This is a genomic window from Paenibacillus sp. 453mf (assembly GCF_900116105.1).
GTDB classification, from domain to species: Bacteria; Bacillota; Bacilli; order Paenibacillales; family Paenibacillaceae; genus Paenibacillus; species Paenibacillus provencensis.
Genome location: NZ_FPAC01000002.1, coordinates 40580 through 62045, shown reverse-complemented (window position 1 = coordinate 62045; position 21466 = coordinate 40580). Strand labels below are relative to the sequence as shown.

The following is a 21466-nucleotide window of genomic DNA, read 5'->3' as shown; positions in this document are numbered from 1 at the left end:
AACCAGAACTTAAATTTCGTTAATCCTAACAAGAAACTTACATTTGTACAACAAAAGAACTAGATAATTTGCTACTTATGTAATGTTTCGTGACAAAAAGATTGCTCTACTCTTTGGTCTTATAGTATCATTATAATCATATTTCCTTGATATTCCTTAAATGGATGTATAGAAATAGAAAAGGGCGGTGATCTTTCATTGATCGAGTTCAAAAATGTTAACAAACATTACGGCAGCTTTCATGTACTCAAAAATATCGACCTTCAGATCAAGGAAGGCGAAGTTGTCGTGATCATTGGTCCTTCCGGTTCAGGCAAGAGCACCTTGCTGCGCTGCATCAATCGTCTGGAGACGATATCCGGCGGAGAGCTGCATGTCAGCGGCGTTCCTCTGCATCAGCGCAAGATCGACATCAACAAATTCCGCAAAGACATCAGCATGGTATTCCAGCATTTTAATCTATACCCCCACAAGAAGGTTATTGAGAATATTACACTGGCTCCCATCAAAGTAAAGAAGGAGTCCAAGGCCGCGGCATCTGAGACAGCGATGAAATATTTATCCCGTGTCGGCATTGCAGAGAAGGCGGACAGTTATCCGAGCCAGCTGTCCGGCGGACAGCAGCAGCGTGTAGCCATCGCGAGAGGACTCGCCATGGATCCCAAGATCATGCTGTTTGACGAACCCACCTCGGCACTAGACCCCGAGATGATCGGCGAAGTCCTCGATGTCATGCGAACATTGGCAAAGTCGGGGATGACGATGGTGATTGTCACTCATGAGATGGGCTTCGCCCGCGAAGTAGCGGATCGGGTTATCTTTATGGACGAGGGACAAATCGTGGAGGATGCATCCGCAGAACAATTCTTCTCTAACCCAGGAGAAGAGCGCGCACGCCAATTTCTCAGTCGTTTAATCCATCATTAATTCAAATATGATAAAAAAAAGGGGTGTTCTTATTTATGAAAACGAAAAAGAGATTTAAAGGTCCAAAGCTCTCGCTCTTATTCATGCTTATGTTTGTCATCATTCTCGCCGGCTGCGGCAATGATGAAGCATCGCCAGCCACTGGCTCCTCAGGAACATCAGGCGGCCAGGAAGCATCGGAGAATATGGATACCATCGCAGCGATCAAAGAACGCGGCAAGGTCATTGCAGGTGTTAAATACGACACCCGGCTGTTTGGACTGAAGGATCCTATATCCGGTAATGTCGAAGGCTTTGATATTGATATGGCCAAGGCTCTCGCCAAAAAGATACTCGGAGATGAAACAAAGGTGGAGCTGAAGGAGGTCACCTCCAAGACCCGGACACCGCTTCTTCAGAACGGTGAGATCGACATCATTATCGCGACGATGACGATTACGGAGGATCGTATGAAGGAAGTGGACTTCAGTGATGTTTATTTTAATGCAGGTCAATCTCTGCTTGTCGCCAAGGGCAGTCCGATCACAGGTATCGACAGCCTAAATGCCGACACGACTGTGCTTGCTGTTAAAGGTTCAACCTCCGTTACTAATATCAAAGAAAAAGCACCGGATGCCAATGTACTCGAATTCGAGAACTACCAGGAAGCCTTCACTGCGCTGAAAGCAAACAAAGGAGACGCGCTTACAACAGACAACTCCATCCTCCTCGGTATGATGCAGGATGATCCTAATTACGAGATGGTTGGAGACATCTTCACTGACGAGCCTTATGGCATGGCGATTCGCAAAGGCGATCAGCAAATGGTCGATACCGTCAACGAAATGCTTCAAGAGATGAAAGACAGCGGAGAATACGATGAGCTCTATGAAAAATGGCTGGGAACAAGTCCGCCAAGCGCGGAGTAACCAGTATAAGCATACTTTCGTAAGGGCGGCTCGGCCGCCCTTCTTTATTTGCAATGAACCTTTACATTCCCTGCGGTCAGCCTAACTTTAATTATGCTCAATGGTATTCGCAGGGATCTAAGAAGGAGTGAATCCTATGCCAGAAATTGACATTAGTGTGCTATGGCGATACTGGGATGATTTCTCGGCAGGCTTTCTGAATACGCTGAAGATCAGTCTCATGGCTTTGATCGGCAGCTTTTTGATCGGTGCCGTTATCGCCGTCTTTCGCATTGCACCCATTAAACCGCTGAACTGGTTTGGTGCGGCCTATGTGGAATTCATACGGAATATTCCACTGCTTGTTACGATCTTCTTTTTCTATTACGGGCTCTCATCTGTAGGACTCAACCTGGATGGCTTCGTATCCGGGACACTCGGTCTGACCATCTATACCTCTGCCTTTGTGGCCGAATCCATCCGGGCAGGAATTCAATCCGTACCTAAGGGGCAACTTGAGGCAGCCCGCTCTTCGGGACTCAGCTACATCCAGACAATGGTGCATGTCGTTATGCCCCAGGCTGTTCGCATCGTGCTTCCGGCCATGGGGAACCAGTCCATCAATCTGGTGAAGAATTCTTCCATACTAGCTGTCGTTGCCGGACTAGATCTGATGTATTTTGCAGACAGCGTCAATTCGGCTACCTTCCAGACGCTTTCCGTCTATACCGTTGTTGCTATTCTATATCTCGTTATCACACTTCCATTAAACTTCCTTGTGCATTACTTGGAGAAACGCTTGAACCAGCGCGAGATCCGGAATACAACTAAAAAATCACGTTCACCAAAACTGTCAAGAGGAGTGGACAGGCCGCTTAACTAGCTTTTTTCCGACATGAAAGGAGGAGGACGAAATGGATTTTGCAGGTGCTTATACCTGGCCCTATATACGGTTTCTTCTGGAAGGCTTCATGCTGACATTGCAGGTCGCTGGTGTTGCCATCCTGCTCAGCTTTATTGTTGGCATCATCCTAGGCACTCTTCGATATACAAAGTTCCCTGTTATTTCGCAGATTGTTGCCGTGGTCGTGGATACGATCCGCAACCTCCCGCTCTTTCTCATCATTCTGGTGTCGTATTTGATACTTCCTCAGTTCGGCATCAATATGTCTGTATTCTGGGCTGCCGTATTTGGACTGACGGTATTTGAAGGCTGTATGATTGCCGAAATATTGCGCGGCGGGCTCAATTCCATTGATAAAGGACAGATTGAAGCAGCGCGATCATCGGGTCTCAGCTATTTTCAGACACTTCGTCTAATTACACTCCCGCAGGCCCTGCGCCGAATGGTGCCTCCCCTGCTCAGCCAAACCATATCTTTGCTGAAGGATACCTCACTTGCTGTCGCCATTTCCTTACCGGAGCTGATGAACCATGTGCGCATTGTCGGAGGTCAAAATCCTGATTTCTACCTTCCGATGATTGTTTTCGCAGCAATGCTCTACTTTATCGTCAATTATTCACTGTCACTCTTTGCCCGACGTCTGGAGACAAGGGTCGACGCTTAATCATTTTAAGAATGGGAAGAGGCCGGATAAGCTCCGGCCTCTTTTTCTCATTTTCGTACAGAACATGAATACCCTATTCATAAGGACTACCAGCTTCATTTGTATGCATCGTCTTGAAGATGTCGATACTTGAATCAAAAGGAGGCTGTCTTGAAATGAACACCTTGCTTATTGCTCTGTTTCTTATTCTTCCCTTCATTCTGAGCGCCATCTCACTGCTCTTCAAACCGATACAGAGGGTGCTGCACTTCATTGCCTTGTTCTGCTTCTATGCTGCAGGGATTTGTCTGCTGATCTCTGTATATCACACGAATATGAGCGGCATGACCTTCACGACCCAGATTCATCACATCTTGCTAGATCCACTGTTCGTCATTCCTGCCGCCTATCTCGGAATCTACATTCCATTCCTCATCATTACGTACTTTCTGCTGTCCAAAAAGAAATGACGAATATAACGGCTCACAAAAAAATAATCCAACAAAATACAGATTAACAATTGCAATTTGATTAAAAAACATGCATAATAAACTCATTGATAATGATTATCATTGTTGTAGGTTGTCTTCATGACAAACTTCAAATTTCTATATAAAGGGGACTCTAAGACAGAATGAAAGCATCGGTAACCAAAACCTCACTACAGCTTGATGATTATCTGGACCTGCTTAATCTGGCGGTGTCCATTGGCGACGAGAAATGGCAGAAGGAAATTATTCGCAAATTGTCTTATACTTATCCTGCAAAAGCCGCTGCCCATATGAAGTAACACATACTTAACTTATAATAGAATCGAGAGCTTGCCCACGATTCTCATTCAATTCGAAGACATCCGTTCCAGAGCCGCGGGTGTCTTTTTAATATGGAAGGACATGAACTCCTTCGTTCATCTGAGCGTCTTTGTCACGCTCTCACGTGTTGCCCCAATCATTTCGGCCAGATCGGCATGGTTCAGCTTTTCCATAATTAATATTCCTTCCGGAGTCGCTTTACCGTAACTATTGCCCGCTCTCACCCGCATCGATGCCAGCGCTCCTGCCTTGCCGTTCATTAGCAAATCGCGAAGCTTGAGTTGGGTGCCCGAAGTGCGGGCGGAGCCTTATCTATTGAGACGAGTATAGGCGAGGGCACGAGAATTACGGTGTCTTTTCCAAATAAATAAAACGATTGAAGGACATGCTTCTTGCAGCATGTCCTTCTTCTGTATCATTCTGTCTTCTTCCTCCGTCAGCTTGTTACCTGAGTTATCCGATAAGAAGCCATATACCACCCACTACTTGGTTGCTGCTATTTGAGGAGCAGTTACCTTGCTCTTGACACCCGCATCGCCTTTGACGAACAAGAAGAGCACCCCACCGATGAGCAGCAGAACGCCGGATAGATAAAATCCAACCTCAATATTACCCGTGACGTCTGACAAGTACCCAGTGATATACGGAGCAAAGATAGAGGAGAGCATTCCTGCAAAGTTAAAAAAGCTGTACGCCTTGGAATACATATGAGATTTCGTATTATCTGCGACAAAAGAGATCAGAATCGGGTCCAACGCCAGCTTGCCTACGAAACCATAAATGATCAGTCCAACAATCATAAGTGAATAATTCTCAACGTAAGGAATGACGAATTGGCATATTGCACCGAAGAATACGAGGATGAGGATAAGGGGCTTCTTGTTCTTCGCCCGATCGGACAAATAACCGAACAAGATCGCTCCCGGAATAGAGGCCCATGGAACCAGGGAGGCAATAATGCCCGTCTCCGAGCCTTCAAGACCGCGTGATTCCTGCAGGTAGAACGGCAGCCAGGTCATCATTCCGAAGAAGCCGTATAACGAGCAGAAGATGAGGATATACGTTAAAATGTGATTTCTGGTGAACAAATCGCGGATGTTCCCCTTCTCTACCGGTGCGGAAGCTTCTGATGGAGCCACTTCCTTGCTGCGGTCATCTTTGACGAACACAGCAATTGCGATAGCCACAAAGATTGTCAGCACGCCGAATAGATAGAAAGTGAACTGCCAGCTCATGCCGAGCTCGAAGGTAAAATAACTGGAGGCGATAAAGCCAAGGGAGATCCCGAGCGCCATGCCGCTATTGATCAGCGCCGAGGACACCCCCCGATATTTTTGGGGAATGGCATTGGCTGAAATACCGTACTGAGGGCCGTAATAGGTTCCTTCCCCAAGTCCGGTAATCGCCCGTATAACGAGGAATACAATAAAGCCGGGAGCAAATCCGCTGAGAATGGTGCCGATCCCAAACAGGATGTAGCCTGCAACAAGCACCTTCACTCTTCCAAAGCGGTCTGCTAAATAGCCCGCTGGGATCTGCATTGCAGCATAGGTAATAAAAAACACGGTCGACATTAGCCCAAGCTCCGTGTTGTTTAGTCCCCAATCCTCCCCAATGACACCCATTACCGGAGATAAAATATTGCGATCTGCATACATAAAAGTCCAGCCTAATGCAAACAAAATGATAAGTACCACCGGATTGCTTGTCTTCCAAGATTTCATCACAATCACTCCCTATAGTTTATGTGAGGTTTCTTTCCATAAATTTCGATATTTAAAGCTGTTTACGTAAAAACACCTCCATTCATTAAAATAGTATAAATAAAAATGATAAAATGAGTATTATGTGTTATTTAAACTAACATGTTGAAAGAATAGCATGCTCTTTTCATTGTAGTCAACAACGTTTTGAAAGTATTAAGAATGTTATATTAACGTTTCGCATAAAAATAATTGACTTATCTTTCGAAAAGTTTTTAAATAAGCAATGTGGGTTACATAAAGTTCGTTGTGAAATGAAATATGACGGTTCAACTTACACCATGTAAGAAAGGTGGTTTTTTTAATGAGTGAAGATTTTTACGTGAAAAAGAACTCAACAGAGATTCCGCTTATGCACAGTCTCGATGAGATAGATCGCAAAATATTACTTGCATTGCATCAGAACAGCCGGATTTCCTACACGGATCTGGGGCAGCAGATTGGACTATCGCGTGTCGCGGTCCAGGCTCGAATTAATGCACTCGCCGAGAAGGAGATTATTGAACGCTTTACGGTTGTCATTAATCCGGTCAAGGTGGGGTTGTCCGTGTCCGCCTTCTTTAATGTGGACATTGAGCCAATGTATCTGGATGAAGTCGCTGAACGGCTTGATCAGGAGCCCGCTGTAACGAGCTTGTACCACATGACGGGTCCGAGCACACTGCATATGCATGGTATTTTTGCGGATATGGAAGAGATGGAGCAATTTCTGCTTGAGAAATTATACAAAATGCCCGGGATCGTCAAAGTCGAGTCCCAGCTGCTGCTCAAACGCTACAAGAGCCGCATGGGCATGCGTTTATAGGAGGGAACACCTACGATGGACTTACAGCCTTATAAGGAACTTGCAATTGGGATGGCCAGAACAGGAGTGCTTGGCTATGGAGGCGGCCCGTCCGTTATTCCGCTCATCCGCTATGAAGCAGTGACCAGGTACAAATGGATGGAAGATGAGGAGTTTGGTGAGACACTCGCGCTCGCCAATGCGCTTCCTGGGCCAATCGCCACCAAGATGGCAGCCTATCTTGGATACAAGAAGAAGGGTGTGCTTGGTGCGATCATTTCTGTACTTGCTCATATTTTGCCTTCAAGCATCGCGATCGTCGCTCTACTCGGTGTCATGTATACTCTCAAAGACTCTAAATACATAGCTGGCATGATTGCCGCCGTACGTCCTGTTATCGTCGTGATGCTCGGAATTATGGCTTATGAATTTGCGATGAAGGCCTGGAAGGGGCTCGGAAAAGGGTTTGCGATATTATTCGGCGTGCTCGCTTTTGTCCTGCTGCAGCTGCTTCAAGTTCACCCGGGTATTGTCGTCATCCTCTTCCTCGGGTACGGCATGTTCCATTTGAATCTTGTGCAGAAATACAAGCGGAATAAACAGAACGATAAAGGAGTGTCTTAAGCGATGGAACGTTTGCAAACATGGTGGGAACTATTCTGGGGCTTCTTTGTCGCGAATGTGCTCGGTTACGGCGGAGGACCTGCCTCCATTCCGCTCATGCAGGAGGAAATCGTCAATCACTACAATTGGATGACGAATGAACAATTCGGCGATGTTCTTGCGATCGGAAATGCCCTTCCGGGTCCAATCGCTACGAAAATAGCGGCATTCGTAGGTTACCAAGTGGCCAGCTGGCCAGGATTCATTATTGCGACATTCGCAACCATTGTCCCTTCAGCTGCAGCCCTGATCCTTCTGCTCAGTCTCCTGAACAAATACCGCACCTCCAATGTCGTAAAAGGTATGACACTGCTCGTGCAGCCCGTCATCGCTGTGCTGATGATCCTGCTGACTTGGGAGATGGGTGTCGTCTCTGTCGAGGTAATTAACTTGTGGCAGACACTCGCTATCGCTGCTATCGCGCTATGGGTACTGACCAAGACCAAGATTCACCCGGCGCTTGTCATTCTGGCGTCCTTTGCATATGGCGCACTCGTAATATCGCATACGATTTAACATTAGATTTCAATTGATCATTTTCTTCTCTATCTGGTATAAAAAAAGAGGCGCTCCGGTCTCCTGCTCCCTATGGGGCAGATCTCCGGCAGACGCCTCTTTTTTTACAATTAATTTATTTCATTGCAGGGTAGGGTTCCATGAATTACTCTGTAACGATAACGCTGACCTTCGTCTTCTCTCCTGCAAAATCCACCGTAATCGTTGCCTTGCCTTTACCCGTTGCCTTAATCACGCCATCCTTCACCGTAGCAACGGTGATGCGGGAGGATTTCCAGAGGGCAGGCTTGGACACATTGGCTTCCGTACCATCTGCGTAAGTAGCTGTTGCGATCACGCTGGCGGATTTGCCTTTTTTCAGCTCCAATACCACCTCATCGGTCTGCAGATACTTGAGTGTATCAACATCAAGCGGAATACTGACGAGTTTACTTCCGTATTTGCCTGTAATTTTGGTCTTGCCATATCCTACGGCTGTTACTTCTCCCTTGCTGACCGAAGCTACTTTGTAGCTGCTTGCCTTCCATTCAGCGAAGTCGGTGACATCACGGGAGGAACCATCGCTAAGGAACACCGTGAGGGTAATCTCTGCTTTGTCTCCCGATTTCATTGACAGGGAGTCCACCGAAGCTTCAATCCGATCAATATCATCCACTTCTACCGATACCGTGATCTTCTGCTCGCCGTATTCAGCCGTAATGGTGGACTTGCCTTTGCTATACGCAGTTACGAGCCCTTGCTTCACATCGGCAATACGAGAGCTGCTTGATTTCCATGTTGCATCGCTGCTTACATCCTGTTCGTTCCCATACTGATCGGATGCCGTCAGCTTGATTTGATAAGTCTCTTTGGACAATAGTGCAACAACAGGTACATCGGCGGACAAGCCACTCGCAAGACCCACCTCTACAGACATCGTGTACGACTTGCCGTCATACTTTGCCGTAATGTTTGCCTTACCTGTTGAAACACCCGTAATCATCCCCTCAGACGAAACCTCGGCTACCTTCTCATTGCTCGAGCTCCACTCTGCTTCCTCATTAATGACAACCTCGCGGTTATCTCCATCGAGCGCATAAGTAGCGATCAAGTTCGCCTGCAGTGTACCTGCTTCAGGTAATACACCCTTCTTATTCTGCAGCTCTACCTTGGTCGGGATATCGACACTGATGGCAACTTCAACGGTTTTGCCGCCATAAGATGCCTTGATGGTTGCTTTTCCTGATTTATAAGCATGTACATTGCCTTTGGACACATATACGAAATCCGCATCACTGGAAGTCCAGTCTGCTTTGCCTGTAACCTCTTCTGTCGTACCATCAAGGTAAGTCGCATTCAGCTTAAACGCATGCGTGCCTCCTACCGTCATCCCAAGCTCTTCTTCCTCCAGATCCAGATGTCTCGCAACTTCAACGTCAACCGGGATTTCGATGCTGCGATCCCCATACTTGGCTGTAATCGTTGCAGAGCCAGAAGCATTGGCATACACTTTGCCATCAATGACATCGGCTACTTTTTCATTACTGGATGTCCAAGTCGCACTATTGGTAACGACCGTTTCCTTCTCATCCGGGTATACCGCCGTCAAGCTCAGATTGTCTGTATCACCAATCTTCATAAACAGGCTAGGCTTGTTCACGGTCAGCTTGCGTGTCTTGTCGACATCCACTTCCAGTGTTGTTGTCTTGGTTCCATACTCGGCCGTAATGGTAGCCGTTCCAGCCTTGTAAGCAACCACTTTGCCCTGGTAAGCATCCGCTACCTTCTCGTTGCTGGAGGACCATACGGCCTCTGTGGTCACATCTTTAGTTGATCCGTCCGGATAGGTAGCAATCAGCTCCACGGTCTGCTCCTCTGTTAGAAGCAGGGATAGCTTGGCGTAATCTTTAATTTCAATGCGTCTTACAACTTCTACATTTACATCCAGTGACACGCTTTGCTTGCCCAGCTTGGCTGTAATCGTGGCTGTACCTGCAGACAAGCCTCTGATGGTTCCGTTAATAACCGTAGCTACTTTGCCATCCGAGGACGTCCACTCCGCCTTATTCGATACTGCTTCGGAAGTATTATCGCTATAGATTGCCGTAAGCTCAATCTTCTCGCTGTCTCCGATGCGAAGATCCAAGCTCTGTTTATCCTTCGTCAATGCCTTTACTTTCTTCGTTACTTTGACCTCAACCGCCTGGGATTCTCCTTCATAGGCAGCAACAATGGTTGCCGTTCCTTCTCCCTTGGCTGTGATCGTTCCGTTATATACCGAAGCTACTGTACTGTCCTCACTCGTCCAATCCGTATTCACAGTCACATTGCTCGATTTACCGTCGCTGTATACAGCTGTCGCTGTGAGCGTAATGGAATCTTCCATTTCCAGACTCACTGTATTCGTCGATAGCACAAGTTTGCTTAATTCAGCATCTGCAGCAGAGACGCTCTTCATGGAAGTCAGCCCTGTCGTCGTCAGAATCAGGAGCAGTGCCATAAATACCGTAAACACTTTTGCATAGCTATGCTTTATCATGATTTCCCCCCATATTATGAATAAAAGTTTTATCTTCTCTTATTTCGGTCAGAGGAGAATAATTAATTAGTCTATTAGCCTACTTTTTATATATGGAAGCCCCTTCATTCTTCCAAATAAAGTGAGAGTCGTGTAGCGTGAAGCTCATGCTGATGAGGCATCGGATTGAAAAGCATACCCGGGGCAGGATATCGCATACGTTACAGGAGAGGAGGGAACACATATGTCATTTGACTATATCGGATATTGGGAAAACACGTATAGGAACGGGGGCACCTCTGGAGCTGGCTCATATGGGCTGCTGGCTGAATTCAAGGCAGAAGTCATTAATCGATTCATCGCATTGCATAAGCTGGAGCGCGTCATCGAATTTGGCTGCGGAGATGGCAATCAGCTAAGCTACATGGACTATAAAAAATATCTCGGACTGGACGTATCCGCTTCCTCCATTCAGATGTGCGCGAAACGCTTTGCTTCTGATCCTTCCAAGAGCTTCATGTTATATAATCCAGGATTATTCCTCAATCAAGGGTTTATAGAAGCCGACCTTGCTGTATGTCTTGATGTGCTGTATCACATTACCAGCGAAGAGGACTACATCAGCACCCTTCGAGATCTGCTCAGCGTATCTGCTGATTGGGTCATCATCTATACTCGCATAACGAACGCCTATTCTGCATCAGGAGTAGAAACGATTCAGGATCGGAACATATTTGATTATTTGGCGGCATTCCCAGAATACAAGGTAGAAGAGATCATTCCACAGCGATATCCGGACTTGTCCTCTGCCGATTTTTTGTTGCTGCGAAAAGCTTGAGCACATCTGTTTTGAAAAAATTATAATTTTGTCTCTTTTTACTAACATTTGATGTGTATAATAGCTAATGATGCCATTATTAATTAAGGATTCTCATCAATCCGCATTAAATGAATATGTAAAAGGAGTTTATCATGCTACAAAAGTTAGTGTTCTGGACCGTGGGCGCCGCTGTCATTATCAGCATCGTGGTGCTGTCCATTTATTTCAACAGCGGGATTGTCCCACAGGATACGATTCAATAGTACACTGGATCATTGGCCGCTGAAAAAGGCTGCGAGAGAAAGATATTCTCTGCAGCCTTTTTTGATTTCATTTCGAGGATTTATGCAATTCTTCATTTTTCTATTGTAGATCATGCTCGCCTGCTCTCATTTCAAACTTTAGCCTGCAATACGTTTCAAGCTCTGCAGATTGAACATTCCTGTGCGTAAGACAAGTGGTATAAAAAGTAAACGGATTCCCGTCATGATCAATATGATCCGTAGAGTACATGGATGCTTCCAGCTGCTCCGGATCATAGTGCAGTTGAAGCACAGCCTCTGCCCCATACCAATACACCGTTCCTGTCTCCACAATTACTGGCTTGAAGTGGCTGATAAGCCTTTCCTCAAAATGCTTTTCTTCACAGCTCCAGACGAACCGATCTGTCAGCTCCATCGTGGCCTTGTCCTCGGCAGGAGGACAAATCCACTGGGCACAACGGGTATAGCGCGCAATCCCTGCGTCGGGGTATGCCCCCGTCAAATCCAGCTCCACCTCAAAACTGAGTTCATTCTGACTCTGCCTGATGGTTCTGGCGCGATATCCACTGCCACTTCCCTGCATAAATCCGTTAATGATGGGGACATTGTGACCTCCAGACGATATGTTAATGATGCGCTCTCTTCCTGCTTGAAAGTATGCCTGAGTATACATCCCTGCTCCCAGGTCGCAGATGATGTTATCTCCGCCTGCATGCAGTATAAATTGACCCAGATCATTATGATTATGCGGCTCGCCATTATGCCCGCCCTTGATGGCAAACCCGCAGATTGTAGATTTCTGCTTATGCTCATGCTCATGTTCATGCTTATGCTTATGCTCGTTCTGATCCGCTCCAGATCGCTGAGCCCGGCAGATCCACCATCCGAGTTCGTCAAATGCGCTGACATGCAAATCAGGAGTATTCTCCTTCACCTTCATGGATGATTCTGCATTCAGAACTGTATCACTCGCTGTCCACAGCCCATTTCGCAGCACATGCGCCCACCGTCTCACCGGATCACTTAACAACCCTGGTACAGCAGCATAAGGAACGACCTGTGATCCGGTTCGCTCCAATAGACGATGAAGGAGACCTGTAGGGAGCACCTCCTTCTCACGGCTGTCCGAGAAATTGACATACACACCTTGAGACAGGTGAATTCGCTCTGGAAAACCGGCTATGGCAAGAGGATGGGATTCCGCCAGCAAATCCAGTCTGCCATCCGTCCGCTCTCTCAGCATCTCCGCGAAATAGGTATAGTACCCGAAGCCGTACACCCAATATCCCAGTCCCTCAGCACATCCTCCATCCGCTCCATAGCCGCTGAGAAAAGATTCAAGCGAAGCACATACCTGCTCAATCGCGGCTGCAAGCTCGTCTGTATTATCCATTAGTAACAGTGCGGCCATCCCGCTCCCTCCCGCACACACAGCCGACCAGTTATGATCGGCCTGTCTCCAGAAGAAGGACATCTTCTCTGTAAATACCGGATCAAGCACCCGTTTCCGCACTTCTCTTCTGATACGCTCCGCTACAGTGCGATCTAACACATCTTCATGCATATATAACAGCTCGGCAAGCATCTCTGCCGTCTCGGCAGCAAACAGATCCACCTCTGATGCAGGATCGCCTTCTGCCGGAAGATGTGCAGTCAGACACCAGGTATACTCTCCGCAGACATCCCAGAGAGCATCCTCCAGCGTAGCAAGATATATCCGTTCTTCATCGCTGTCCGCCGCTACTGCTGTCTGAATTCCCAGAGCAGCAAGCCTCGCTCTGCGTTCAAAATATACCTCTTCATAGCCTTTTCGCGCTCCGGTCTCCGCAAACTGTCTGAACACGGAATAGGTCAGCGGAGGGAGCGGCTCCTGCACTGCAATCTGTGCCGTTTCCGCAATCTGCTGCCAGTACAAACTGAACTCGGCTCTTTCGGTCGTCATTTGCAGCTGCGCCTTCCAATCTGCTGTACCTAGCAGGGATGCTTGCTGTTTATTGCTGTGGATCAAAGCTCCTTTTATCTGGCTGCTGTCTACTTTCAAGTATGGAGTCCTCTCGCCTGCCTGTTTCCTATGGTTCATATCGATCCAGACCACCTTTGCGTGGATAGTATGTATTCGTTTACATTTTATAATTGATATCGTCCATGAATTAAGACCTACAAAAGGGTTATAAAATGAGTTATACTGTGGTAAGAATAAGTAAGGAGCCGTGCTGGAACACGACTCCACTGTACAATAACTGCATAAAGAGCAGTCGGCCACACAGCTAGGTCGAGAATAGACCGTTACCCTGCCGAGGGCGGTCTATTTTTTCATGTAGGAAAGAAGCGCCAAAATGAACATACCGAACATGAACATTAAGGAGAGTGCATCTTTAACCTCCACGGGCATCACCTCCCTTCTGGGAGACTAGCCGACCGCCCTTCTAGCCGTATACCGTACTTGCAAATTATAGCATAAAAAGACATATAAAAACCCAAATTTATACATAAAGCAGATCATCTACCTTAACCTAATCAAAGGACAGCTCATCCACCACTTGGATCAGCTGTTCTTTAATTTTATGGAACTTTTTTTCAAATGACAGAGTCCAATTTCTAGTAAGCGAATTCGCAATTCAATGAAATGGGGGTCTTCAATTTGAGAGAAAAAGTATTACTGCTCTTTGTTCTGCTGATGCTTACCCTATCCGGCTGTACTACGAATGCAGAGCTTGAACCACCTCAGCCTGAGATTCAGACACCAAAGGAATCACCTGCCGATCAGGAAGTCATAAACCTGCACGGACAAGTTACAGGGCTGTATTACCTTGATGAATTTCTGAATAAAGAACGCATTTCTCAAAAAATCGTATCCTACACAATTGAAGGAGATCCGATTTATCACACCTTAACACACATGGAAGACGATACAATAGAGGTGCTCTATGATCCAACTCAAGATGCCTACGGTTCAAATGAAATCAGCACATTCAGCTGTAATGCCCTGCTTAAATCAGACACAGACAATGCCTTGGTCTATTCCCTCTCACAGTGCGATAACGGAAATTTAAGTGAACCCCTAATCCTGCTTGATTACCAGCTGGGTCACCTAGAGTCGCTGGACTTTCGGCTGGAATATGGCGTGGATCAAGGAAATGTAATAGATACAGAAACAAAGCAGATTACAGCCATTTTAGAGAATGGAGAGTCTTTTACAGCAAACGATGTTCATCTGAATGTAAAGACCCGCACGCAAATCTATAAGGAGATGGTCAAGCATGGGGCCTTTACCACGAGCAGCGAGGGAAACACAACTTGCAGCAAGACACCCTATGAGAGCTACAGCCTCATCGTAAAATTCAGGAATGAAACTTATCGTCACGAATGGAATGAATGTGATAAGGCGCATCAGGAGCTGACACAATTAACTGACATTATGACAGATTTGATCAATGCATACTATAAATCCAATGTAACGCTAGGAAAGGCATCCCCACATACTCCATCGGAGCTGCAAAGAACAGAACAGCTGCTTCTAGGCACGGACGAGAAAGAGTATCTGAGAGGAGAAACCGTTACCTATCACATGGCTAACCAATCTGATCAATATAACCTGACTTACGGGGAAGATGTCTTTATTGAGCAGAATACAAATTCAGGCTGGAGAGAAGCACACGTCAATGTTTCCTTCCATGAGCCGGCTTATGGCCTGAACCCGGGTGAGACCGCAGAGATGGAGGCATATCAGGCTCGCAAGCTTCCTCCTGGAGAATATCGGCTTATCAAAAAGGTTACCCACTATAACCCAAAGAATCGCGAAGCTAGGAAGGACCTGGTACTCATCAGTAATTCTTTTCATGTAATGCCGCTCTAGGAAACAGTAGGTTCATAATTTATTACAAAAAAGATCCTGATCGATTTGGAATCTTTCTTTTTAAGTTGCGCAAAAAAAATCAAAAACGCTCCTGTTTGTTTTGCTATCCTTGTAGACAAAGGAGGGCCTGACCTTGAGTACCCATCGCGCGATTCAACAAAGTATCGATTATATGGAAGCCCATCTGGAGGATCAGCTGTCACTCGAGAGCATCGCTGCTCACGTCAGCTTCTCGCCTTATCACTTTCATCGCATGTTCCGAAGACAGGTCGGGATGAACGTGGCCGATTATTTACGGAGACGAAGGCTGTGTTATGCCGCCCAGCTGCTGTTATACTCCGATGCTTCCATTATCGACATCTCACTGCACTGCCATTTTGAGAGCCAGGAGTCTTTTACAAGGGCATTTAAGAAGCTCTACGGCATGCCGCCTGGCCGTTATCGTAAATTATTCATTCTTCACACCTATAACCATGAACAAGGAGAGGGTCAAATGAATGAGCAGATTGCTTCACCAATCAAAGGCTGGTTTATCAGTGGGAGCCATCCCCAGGATTATGAAATGGGCATTGACCGGAATACCGTACACCAAGGAAGCACATCTGGATATTTAAAGGCACAGACTCCCATGGATGATGGGGCCTTTGCCACGATGATGCAGCAATTTAGAGCAGACAAATACAAAGGAAAAAGAATGCGTTTCTCCGGATTTGTCAAAACCGAAAATGTAAAAGAATACTGCGGGCTGTGGATGCGTGTGGACAGCCACTCAGAGGACGTGCTCCAGTTTGACAATATGAATGACCGCCGTATTACAGGCGATACACACTGGAACCATTATGCGATCGTGCTCGACGTGCCTGAAGAGAGCGGCACAATTTCGTTCGGAGTTTTGCTTATGGGTGAAGGGAAGGTGTGGGTAGACGGTTTTCAATTTGAGGAGGTCGATCTCAGCGTGCCGACCACGAGTCTGAGGCTCGATTACGAAATGAACGACGAACCAACCAATCTTTCTTTTGAGGAATAACAGGAATAATACGATATATTTGGACCGCTATAACCAAACTCATGCTTGAATCGAGCAATCTTATAACCAGCCTGCTAAAAAAGGAGCCCTCCTGAAATGGAAGGCTCCTTCTTGTGTTGTATATTTCTTATCTTACTTTTTCGAAATCGTAAATTCAAAGGACATATCCTGCGCCGGATCAATTAGGTACTCATCCAGCACGGGTGCGCCCCAGCTGTCATCACCGCCGACACCCATCTGGCGACCTGCAATCGTGACAACTGTATGATGCACATTTGGCAGCTCGTAATGATGCGTCGCATGCTCCAGCTCGAATGCAGTAAATGGCGAGATGCTCGCTTCAACCGGCTGTGTACTTGGAGCCACAATCTCGATCCCTTGTCCAAGCTCGTTCGTAATCGCAACACGTCTTACGCCCGTGCGGTTGCCAGATTCCTGCGGCACGAGATATGCCGCTACATTGTCCTCCGCTCTGTTCTGGAAGCGGCCAAGTCTCGCTCCATAAGCACGGTCAATGTAATTCTCCTCTGGTCCCTGTGCATAGTAGTCTAGGTTCGCATAATCGGCCGGAACCTTGAAGGACAGAGCAAAGATCGGGAATTTAGGCAGGCCTTGCGCCCCTTTATAATCCGACTTCACATGAATGCTGCCATCTGCAAATACGGTGTAGGCAACCTTGACGCTGACCTCATCCGATACACTGAGTCTGTACGTATACGCTACAGTCGCTTGATTCGCTCCCTCACTCAGCTCCCACTTCACGCATCTGCGGGACAGGCTTGCCGCATACCAGACAGAAGATTCAAAGTGGAGCCCTGCTCCCTTGTCATTATCCGTCATCGCTCTCCAGAAGAGCGGCGCTGGCGGCGCGGAGATCATCTCGCGTCCTCCATAATTTACAGAGATTAGCGTACCTGCTTGCTTCGAGAACATGATCGAGAAGCTTCTGCCATGCACACCGATATTCACGTCCCCTTCAACTACACGGAACTCACTGCATGCTGCAGGAGATGTAGCTGCTTCGGCCGCTTCCACCTGGAAGATATGCTGTCCAAAGGCCACTTCAAATCCTGCTTCTGCCCACAGCTCCTCTTCTCTCAGCACAAGTGATACATCTACCGTGTATTCTCCGGCTTCTCTATGCTCCGGCAAATCAAGACTCACATACTGCTCTTCTCCAGGAGCAACCGAGACACTCTCCTCGCTGCGGAACAGCTCTACGCCTTCCCACTTCAAGCTGCATACGAGATCGAACAGATCTGTATTCACAAACAGATTCTCATTCTTCACCGTCACGCCCTTCGCATCCGGCAGCAGCTTCACGTTCTGATACACGAACTTCACTTCCTGCATCTTCGGTGACCATCTGCGATCGGCATAGACAATCCCGTTACCCGAGAAGTTATAGTCGGTAGAGCGATCATCAAAGTCACCACCGTATGCCATGAACTCCTTGCCGTAGCGGTCCTTCTTCACAATTACCTGATCCATGTAATCCCAGATAAATCCGCCTTGATACATCGGATACTTCTCTTCCAGCTCGGTGTATTTCACAATTCCGCCGACCGAGTTGCCCATGGCATGCATATATTCGCAGCTGATATACGGCTTCTGCGGATCCGCATTCAGGTACGCCTCGATATCCGCGACTTTGGCGTACATCCGGCTCTCCATATCACTCGCCGCATCATAGTCCCGATTATGGAATACACCCTCGTAATGCACGAGACGGGAAGGATCGCGGTCACGGAAATAATTCGATACGTTAACGATGACTTCACCTGCATAAGATTCGTTACCGCATGACCAGATCAGGATTGACGGATGATTCTTATCCCGCTCTACCATCGATATGGCCCGGTCCATAACGATATCCTGCCATTCCGGAAGGTTGCCCGGAACGTTCCAGGACGGTTCTACTGCACCCATCTTCTGCCACGAGCCATGCGTCTCCAGGTTCATCTCATCAATGACATACACACCATATTCATCGCACAGCTCATACCACAGCGATTGGTTCGGATAATGCGAGGTACGGACTGCGTTCATATTCCCCTGCTTCAGTGTCTTAATATCCCACAGCATGTCTTCCTTCGTGATACTGCGCCCTCTGCGTGGATTAAATTCATGACGATTTACGCCTTTGAATACAATGCGCTTACCGTTCAGATGCATCACTTTATCCTTCATCTCGAACTTGCGGAACCCGACACGCTGAGGTACGACTTCAACCAGCACGCCGGACGCATCATAGATCGAGACGTACATGGTATACAGATTCGGCGCTTCCGCACTCCATAGATCAACTATGCCTGCATTCAGTGTTAAGGATACAGATTGACCAGGAGAACTCACATCACCCAGAGCAGTAACCTGACCCGCTTCATTCTTCAGCTCTACAGCCACCTTCGATGCCGGAGCTCCGCTCAGCTGCACATCGACAGTTAGCTTCCCTTGTTCATAACGTTCATCAAGATCGGTATGGACAAACAGGTCGCGAGCATGAATGGAAGGAGTGGAATATAAATAAACATCACGGAAAATACCCGAGAAACGCCAGAAGTCCTGATCCTCCAGCCAGCTGCCTGTACTGCGCTGATACACCTCGACAGCGAGCTTGTTCTCCCCGTCTGTAAGATACGGAGTCAGTTCAAATTCGCTCGGAGTGAAGCTGTCTTCACTGTAACCGACAAATTCACCGTTCAGCCACACATAGAAAGCGGATTCAACCCCTTGAAAAGAGATAAATACAGGACGCTGATTCCACTCCGCAGGCACTTCAAAATATTTAACATAGCTTCCCACCGGATTATGATCCTCCGAGATCATTGGTGGACGAAGATGCTCATGACCATCCCACGGATACATCGTATTTACATACTGCGGCTTCCCATATCCCTGCAGCTGGATGTGTCCAGGCACTTCAATAGGATCCCATCCTCTTACAGATACTTCGGTCTTATAAAAATCTGCCTGTCGCTGCGCTGGATTGACAGCATAACTAAACTTCCAGCTGCCGTTCAAGCTTCGGCGGAGCGGCATTTCCGAGCGCTGCTTCGCTTCCTCCATCGTTTCATAATAATAGTGATCGGAGTGAGCCGCCACCCGATTCACTGAAAATACGTTTACGTCAGACAGCCAGGCAAGGCTCGGTTTCTGTTGATGCGTCATTCGTATGATTCCTCCTGTCATAAAATGAAGAGGACTGCTGATATTCCAAGATTGTGCTCTTCGAGTATACAGACAGTCCTTCTTCCTCACTACTTAATTATTTAACGGACCCCGTCATTCCTGCAACGAAATGCTTTTGCATCAAGAAGAATACGATGGCCGTCGGCAATGTTGTAATTACAATCGCGGACATGATTAGTCCATAGTCCGGAGCGTACCCCGATCCGAGATTCGAGATCAGAAGCGGCACCGTCATATTTTCCGGAGATTGAAGCACGATCAGCGGCCACAGGTAGTTGTTCCAGCTGTTCAAGAACGTAATGATGGCTGCAGCAGCATAAGTGGATTTCATCGTCGGCATATATACACGGAAGAACAATCCAAGCTCTGTTAGACCGTCCATACGCCCTGCTTCGAGCAGATCCTTCGGAAACATCTTCGTGCTCTGACGGAAGAAGAAGATCAGGAATGCCGTTGTAAAGGTTGGCAGAATAACGGCCGCCGCTGTGTCAATGCCGAAGAATGGTGCGATATTGGATACCTTCGCAAACATTTGATACAAGGGCACCATAATTGCAGCAAACGGGATCATCATGGATGCAAGCAGGATGTTAAATACGACATCCTTGGCCTTGCTGCGGTATACCTCAAACCCATAACCGGCTGCCGATGCAACGAGCAAGGACAGAATGGTTGTGGTGATGGAGATTTTGGCCGAATTCCAGAGCGCCTGCCACATATCTACACTGTTAAATAAGTTCGTAACGTTCTCTATAAGATGGGACCCCGGCAGCAATGTTCCCTTGGTAACGTCCACCGACTGGTTCGTTGCGCTTACGATCATCCATATAAACGGAAAGATGGAAACGATGGTGGCGATAATAAGGAACAAATACGTAAAAAAGCGTTTCGGCTTGATCATTTTTTATCGCCTCCAATCTTGTTCTGAATAATGGTAAGCAGTACAACCATAACGACGATGGAATAGGATACTGTTGCTGCGTAGCCGAAGTCCGGCGTATATTCAAAGGATAAGTTATAGATATACTGCGAGATCGACATGGTCGAATTACCAGGTCCGCCCTTCGTGATATTGACGACCTCATCAAACAATTGGAGTGTACCAATCGTGGAGGTAATTCCTGTGAACAGGATCATCGGTTTGAGCAGTGGAATCGTAATTTTGAAGAACTGTGTAAAAGCATTTGCCCCGTCAATTCTCGCAGCCTCGTATACCGATTTGTCGATATTTTGCAGAGAAGATAAATAAAATATCATGTTGTAGCCTGTAAAGCGCCATGTAATGGCGATAATGATCGTTACTTTTGCCCAGAACGGGTCTGTAATCCATTGAATCGGCTCAGAGATCAGATGAAAGTTCATCAGCATCTTGTTGACGATACCGTCTGCACCGAACATGTATTTAAATACGACTGAATAAGCAACGAGGGAAGTTACCGTCGGCAAGAAGATTGCAGTTCTAAAAAATCCTTTGAACTTCAAATTCTCATCGTTCAGCAAGACTGCGATAAAGATCGCCAGTACGAGCATGACTGGAACCTGAATGATCAAGTAAATAAATGTATTTTTTACAGCTGTAATGAAGTTAGCATCGCTGAACAACCGGATGTAGTTGTCGAATCCGACAAAATCCAGATTCATCCCCCGGCCGGATTTAAACGACAGGATCAACGCCTGAATCATCGGATAGAAATAGAAAATACTGATTGCCAGAACCGGTATCAATATAAAGAACCAGCCCGCTAAATTCGTGCGATTGTAACTGACTAAACTTTTGCGGCCTGAGGTCAACTTCGCAGGTTTCACGCCACTCCACTTCCTTCCATAACTAAGCTTCTATTTATCTAATCTATTCTGTTCTTTAGAAAACCCTTGCCCCTTCTCCTCAAAAGAGCAATCCTCTTAAGAAGCA

The 21466-nt window shown here is 46.9% G+C and carries 20 protein-coding genes; 12 read left to right on the top strand and 8 right to left on the bottom strand.

Annotated features, from left to right (window positions below; translation table 11 throughout):
- Positions 1–198: 198 nt before the first annotated feature.
- The 6 genes from BM415_RS14585 (at position 199) to BM415_RS25115 (ending at position 4151) form a co-directional block, all read left to right on the top strand.
- Positions 199–927 carry an amino acid ABC transporter ATP-binding protein gene (locus BM415_RS14585; protein WP_139236994.1) on the top strand — a complete coding sequence of 243 codons (729 nt, stop codon included), beginning with the start codon at positions 199–201 and terminating at the stop codon, positions 925–927.
- A gap of 35 nt (positions 928–962) precedes the next feature.
- Positions 963–1835: a glutamate ABC transporter substrate-binding protein gene (locus BM415_RS14580; protein ID WP_091159349.1), complete on the top strand. Its 873-nt coding sequence runs from the start codon at positions 963–965 to the stop codon at positions 1833–1835.
- Positions 1836–1971: 136 nt separating this feature from the next.
- Entirely contained in the window at positions 1972–2697 is a 726-nt protein-coding gene (locus tag BM415_RS14575) for an amino acid ABC transporter permease (RefSeq protein WP_091159347.1), read from the top strand.
- Positions 2698–2728: 31 nt separating this feature from the next.
- Complete coding sequence (locus BM415_RS14570) at positions 2729–3382, top strand: amino acid ABC transporter permease (RefSeq protein WP_091159346.1); 654 nt, start codon at positions 2729–2731, stop codon at positions 3380–3382.
- Positions 3383–3537: 155 nt separating this feature from the next.
- A complete protein-coding gene (locus tag BM415_RS14565) occupies positions 3538–3831 on the top strand; it encodes a hypothetical protein (protein WP_091159344.1) in 294 nt (97 codons plus the stop codon).
- Positions 3832–3995: 164 nt separating this feature from the next.
- Complete coding sequence (locus tag BM415_RS25115) at positions 3996–4151, top strand: hypothetical protein (RefSeq protein WP_170862497.1); 156 nt, start codon at positions 3996–3998, stop codon at positions 4149–4151.
- Between the two features lie 117 nt (positions 4152–4268).
- On the opposite strand, the gene BM415_RS24735 is transcribed toward BM415_RS25115, so the two are convergent.
- Together BM415_RS24735 and BM415_RS14560 are read right to left on the bottom strand one after the other, a co-directional pair.
- Positions 4269–4403, bottom strand: coding sequence for a helix-turn-helix domain-containing protein (locus tag BM415_RS24735; RefSeq protein ID WP_244533392.1), 135 nt, complete (start codon positions 4401–4403; stop codon positions 4269–4271).
- 252 nt (positions 4404–4655) lie between these two features.
- Positions 4656–5897 (bottom strand): MFS transporter, encoded by a 1242-nt coding sequence (locus BM415_RS14560; protein ID WP_091159342.1) that lies wholly within the window; start codon positions 5895–5897, stop codon positions 4656–4658.
- A gap of 343 nt (positions 5898–6240) precedes the next feature.
- Between BM415_RS14560 and BM415_RS14555 the strand changes: the two genes are divergently transcribed.
- The 3 genes from BM415_RS14555 to BM415_RS14545 are packed head-to-tail and all read left to right on the top strand — an operon-like array spanning position 6241 to position 7899.
- Positions 6241–6741: a chromate efflux transcriptional regulator ChrS gene (locus BM415_RS14555; protein ID WP_091159341.1), complete on the top strand. Its 501-nt coding sequence runs from the start codon at positions 6241–6243 to the stop codon at positions 6739–6741.
- A gap of 15 nt (positions 6742–6756) precedes the next feature.
- Positions 6757–7344: a chromate efflux transporter ChrB gene (locus BM415_RS14550; RefSeq protein WP_091159339.1), complete on the top strand. Its 588-nt coding sequence runs from the start codon at positions 6757–6759 to the stop codon at positions 7342–7344.
- A 3-nt stretch (positions 7345–7347) separates the two neighbouring features.
- On the top strand, positions 7348–7899 hold the full coding sequence (locus BM415_RS14545) for a chromate efflux transporter ChrA (protein ID WP_091159337.1): 552 nt from the start codon (positions 7348–7350) through the stop codon (positions 7897–7899).
- A gap of 145 nt (positions 7900–8044) precedes the next feature.
- On the opposite strand, the gene BM415_RS14540 is transcribed toward BM415_RS14545, so the two are convergent.
- Complete coding sequence (locus BM415_RS14540) at positions 8045–10417, bottom strand: Ig-like domain-containing protein (RefSeq protein ID WP_091159335.1); 2373 nt, start codon at positions 10415–10417, stop codon at positions 8045–8047.
- A gap of 223 nt (positions 10418–10640) precedes the next feature.
- Here BM415_RS14540 and BM415_RS14535 point away from each other — a divergent pair, with 223 nt between their 5' ends.
- Positions 10641–11234 (top strand): class I SAM-dependent methyltransferase, encoded by a 594-nt coding sequence (locus tag BM415_RS14535; protein ID WP_091159334.1) that lies wholly within the window; start codon positions 10641–10643, stop codon positions 11232–11234.
- Positions 11235–11579: 345 nt separating this feature from the next.
- Here BM415_RS14535 and BM415_RS14530 read toward each other — a convergent pair whose 3' ends face one another.
- The gene (locus BM415_RS14530; protein WP_091159332.1) at positions 11580–13559 is read right to left on the bottom strand and encodes a heparinase II/III family protein; all 1980 of its coding nucleotides are present in this window, start codon (positions 13557–13559) and stop codon (positions 11580–11582) included.
- A 225-nt stretch (positions 13560–13784) separates the two neighbouring features.
- A complete protein-coding gene (locus tag BM415_RS25810; RefSeq protein ID WP_305954055.1) occupies positions 13785–13865 on the bottom strand; it encodes a putative holin-like toxin in 81 nt (26 codons plus the stop codon).
- Between the two features lie 255 nt (positions 13866–14120).
- Between BM415_RS25810 and BM415_RS14525 the strand changes: the two genes are divergently transcribed.
- Together BM415_RS14525 and BM415_RS14520 are read left to right on the top strand one after the other, a co-directional pair.
- Positions 14121–15335 (top strand): immunoglobulin-like domain-containing protein, encoded by a 1215-nt coding sequence (locus BM415_RS14525; RefSeq protein WP_170862496.1) that lies wholly within the window; start codon positions 14121–14123, stop codon positions 15333–15335.
- Positions 15336–15468: 133 nt separating this feature from the next.
- A complete protein-coding gene (locus BM415_RS14520; protein ID WP_091159329.1) occupies positions 15469–16362 on the top strand; it encodes a helix-turn-helix domain-containing protein in 894 nt (297 codons plus the stop codon).
- A gap of 132 nt (positions 16363–16494) precedes the next feature.
- Here the strand turns inward: BM415_RS14520 and BM415_RS14515 are convergent, their stop codons facing one another.
- The 3 genes from BM415_RS14515 to BM415_RS14505 form a co-directional block, all read right to left on the bottom strand.
- On the bottom strand, positions 16495–19533 hold the full coding sequence (locus tag BM415_RS14515; RefSeq protein ID WP_091159327.1) for a beta-galactosidase, LacZ type: 3039 nt from the start codon (positions 19531–19533) through the stop codon (positions 16495–16497).
- Between the two features lie 97 nt (positions 19534–19630).
- Complete coding sequence (locus BM415_RS14510; protein ID WP_170862495.1) at positions 19631–20455, bottom strand: carbohydrate ABC transporter permease; 825 nt, start codon at positions 20453–20455, stop codon at positions 19631–19633.
- Positions 20452–21345, bottom strand: a complete 894-nt coding sequence (locus BM415_RS14505; protein WP_091159769.1) for a carbohydrate ABC transporter permease — start codon at positions 21343–21345, stop codon at positions 20452–20454. The genes BM415_RS14510 and BM415_RS14505 overlap by 4 nt, the downstream gene beginning before the upstream one ends.
- Positions 21346–21466 lie beyond the last annotated feature (121 nt).

Coding starts and splice junctions, on each gene's coding strand:
- BM415_RS14580 (WP_091159349.1), top strand. CDS start 963: ATGAAAACGAAAAAGAGATTTAAAGGTCCAAAGCTCTCGCTCTTATTC.
- BM415_RS14575 (WP_091159347.1), top strand. CDS start 1,972: ATGCCAGAAATTGACATTAGTGTGCTATGGCGATACTGGGATGATTTC.
- BM415_RS14570 (WP_091159346.1), top strand. CDS start 2,729: ATGGATTTTGCAGGTGCTTATACCTGGCCCTATATACGGTTTCTTCTG.
- BM415_RS14565 (WP_091159344.1), top strand. CDS start 3,538: ATGAACACCTTGCTTATTGCTCTGTTTCTTATTCTTCCCTTCATTCTG.
- BM415_RS25115 (WP_170862497.1), top strand. CDS start 3,996: ATGAAAGCATCGGTAACCAAAACCTCACTACAGCTTGATGATTATCTG.
- BM415_RS24735 (WP_244533392.1), bottom strand. CDS start 4,403: ATGCGGGTGAGAGCGGGCAATAGTTACGGTAAAGCGACTCCGGAAGGA.
- BM415_RS14560 (WP_091159342.1), bottom strand. CDS start 5,897: ATGAAATCTTGGAAGACAAGCAATCCGGTGGTACTTATCATTTTGTTT.
- BM415_RS14555 (WP_091159341.1), top strand. CDS start 6,241: ATGAGTGAAGATTTTTACGTGAAAAAGAACTCAACAGAGATTCCGCTT.
- BM415_RS14550 (WP_091159339.1), top strand. CDS start 6,757: ATGGACTTACAGCCTTATAAGGAACTTGCAATTGGGATGGCCAGAACA.
- BM415_RS14545 (WP_091159337.1), top strand. CDS start 7,348: ATGGAACGTTTGCAAACATGGTGGGAACTATTCTGGGGCTTCTTTGTC.
- BM415_RS14540 (WP_091159335.1), bottom strand. CDS start 10,417: ATGATAAAGCATAGCTATGCAAAAGTGTTTACGGTATTTATGGCACTG.
- BM415_RS14535 (WP_091159334.1), top strand. CDS start 10,641: ATGTCATTTGACTATATCGGATATTGGGAAAACACGTATAGGAACGGG.
- BM415_RS14530 (WP_091159332.1), bottom strand. CDS start 13,559: ATGAACCATAGGAAACAGGCAGGCGAGAGGACTCCATACTTGAAAGTA.
- BM415_RS14515 (WP_091159327.1), bottom strand. CDS start 19,533: ATGACGCATCAACAGAAACCGAGCCTTGCCTGGCTGTCTGACGTAAAC.
- BM415_RS14510 (WP_170862495.1), bottom strand. CDS start 20,455: ATGATCAAGCCGAAACGCTTTTTTACGTATTTGTTCCTTATTATCGCC.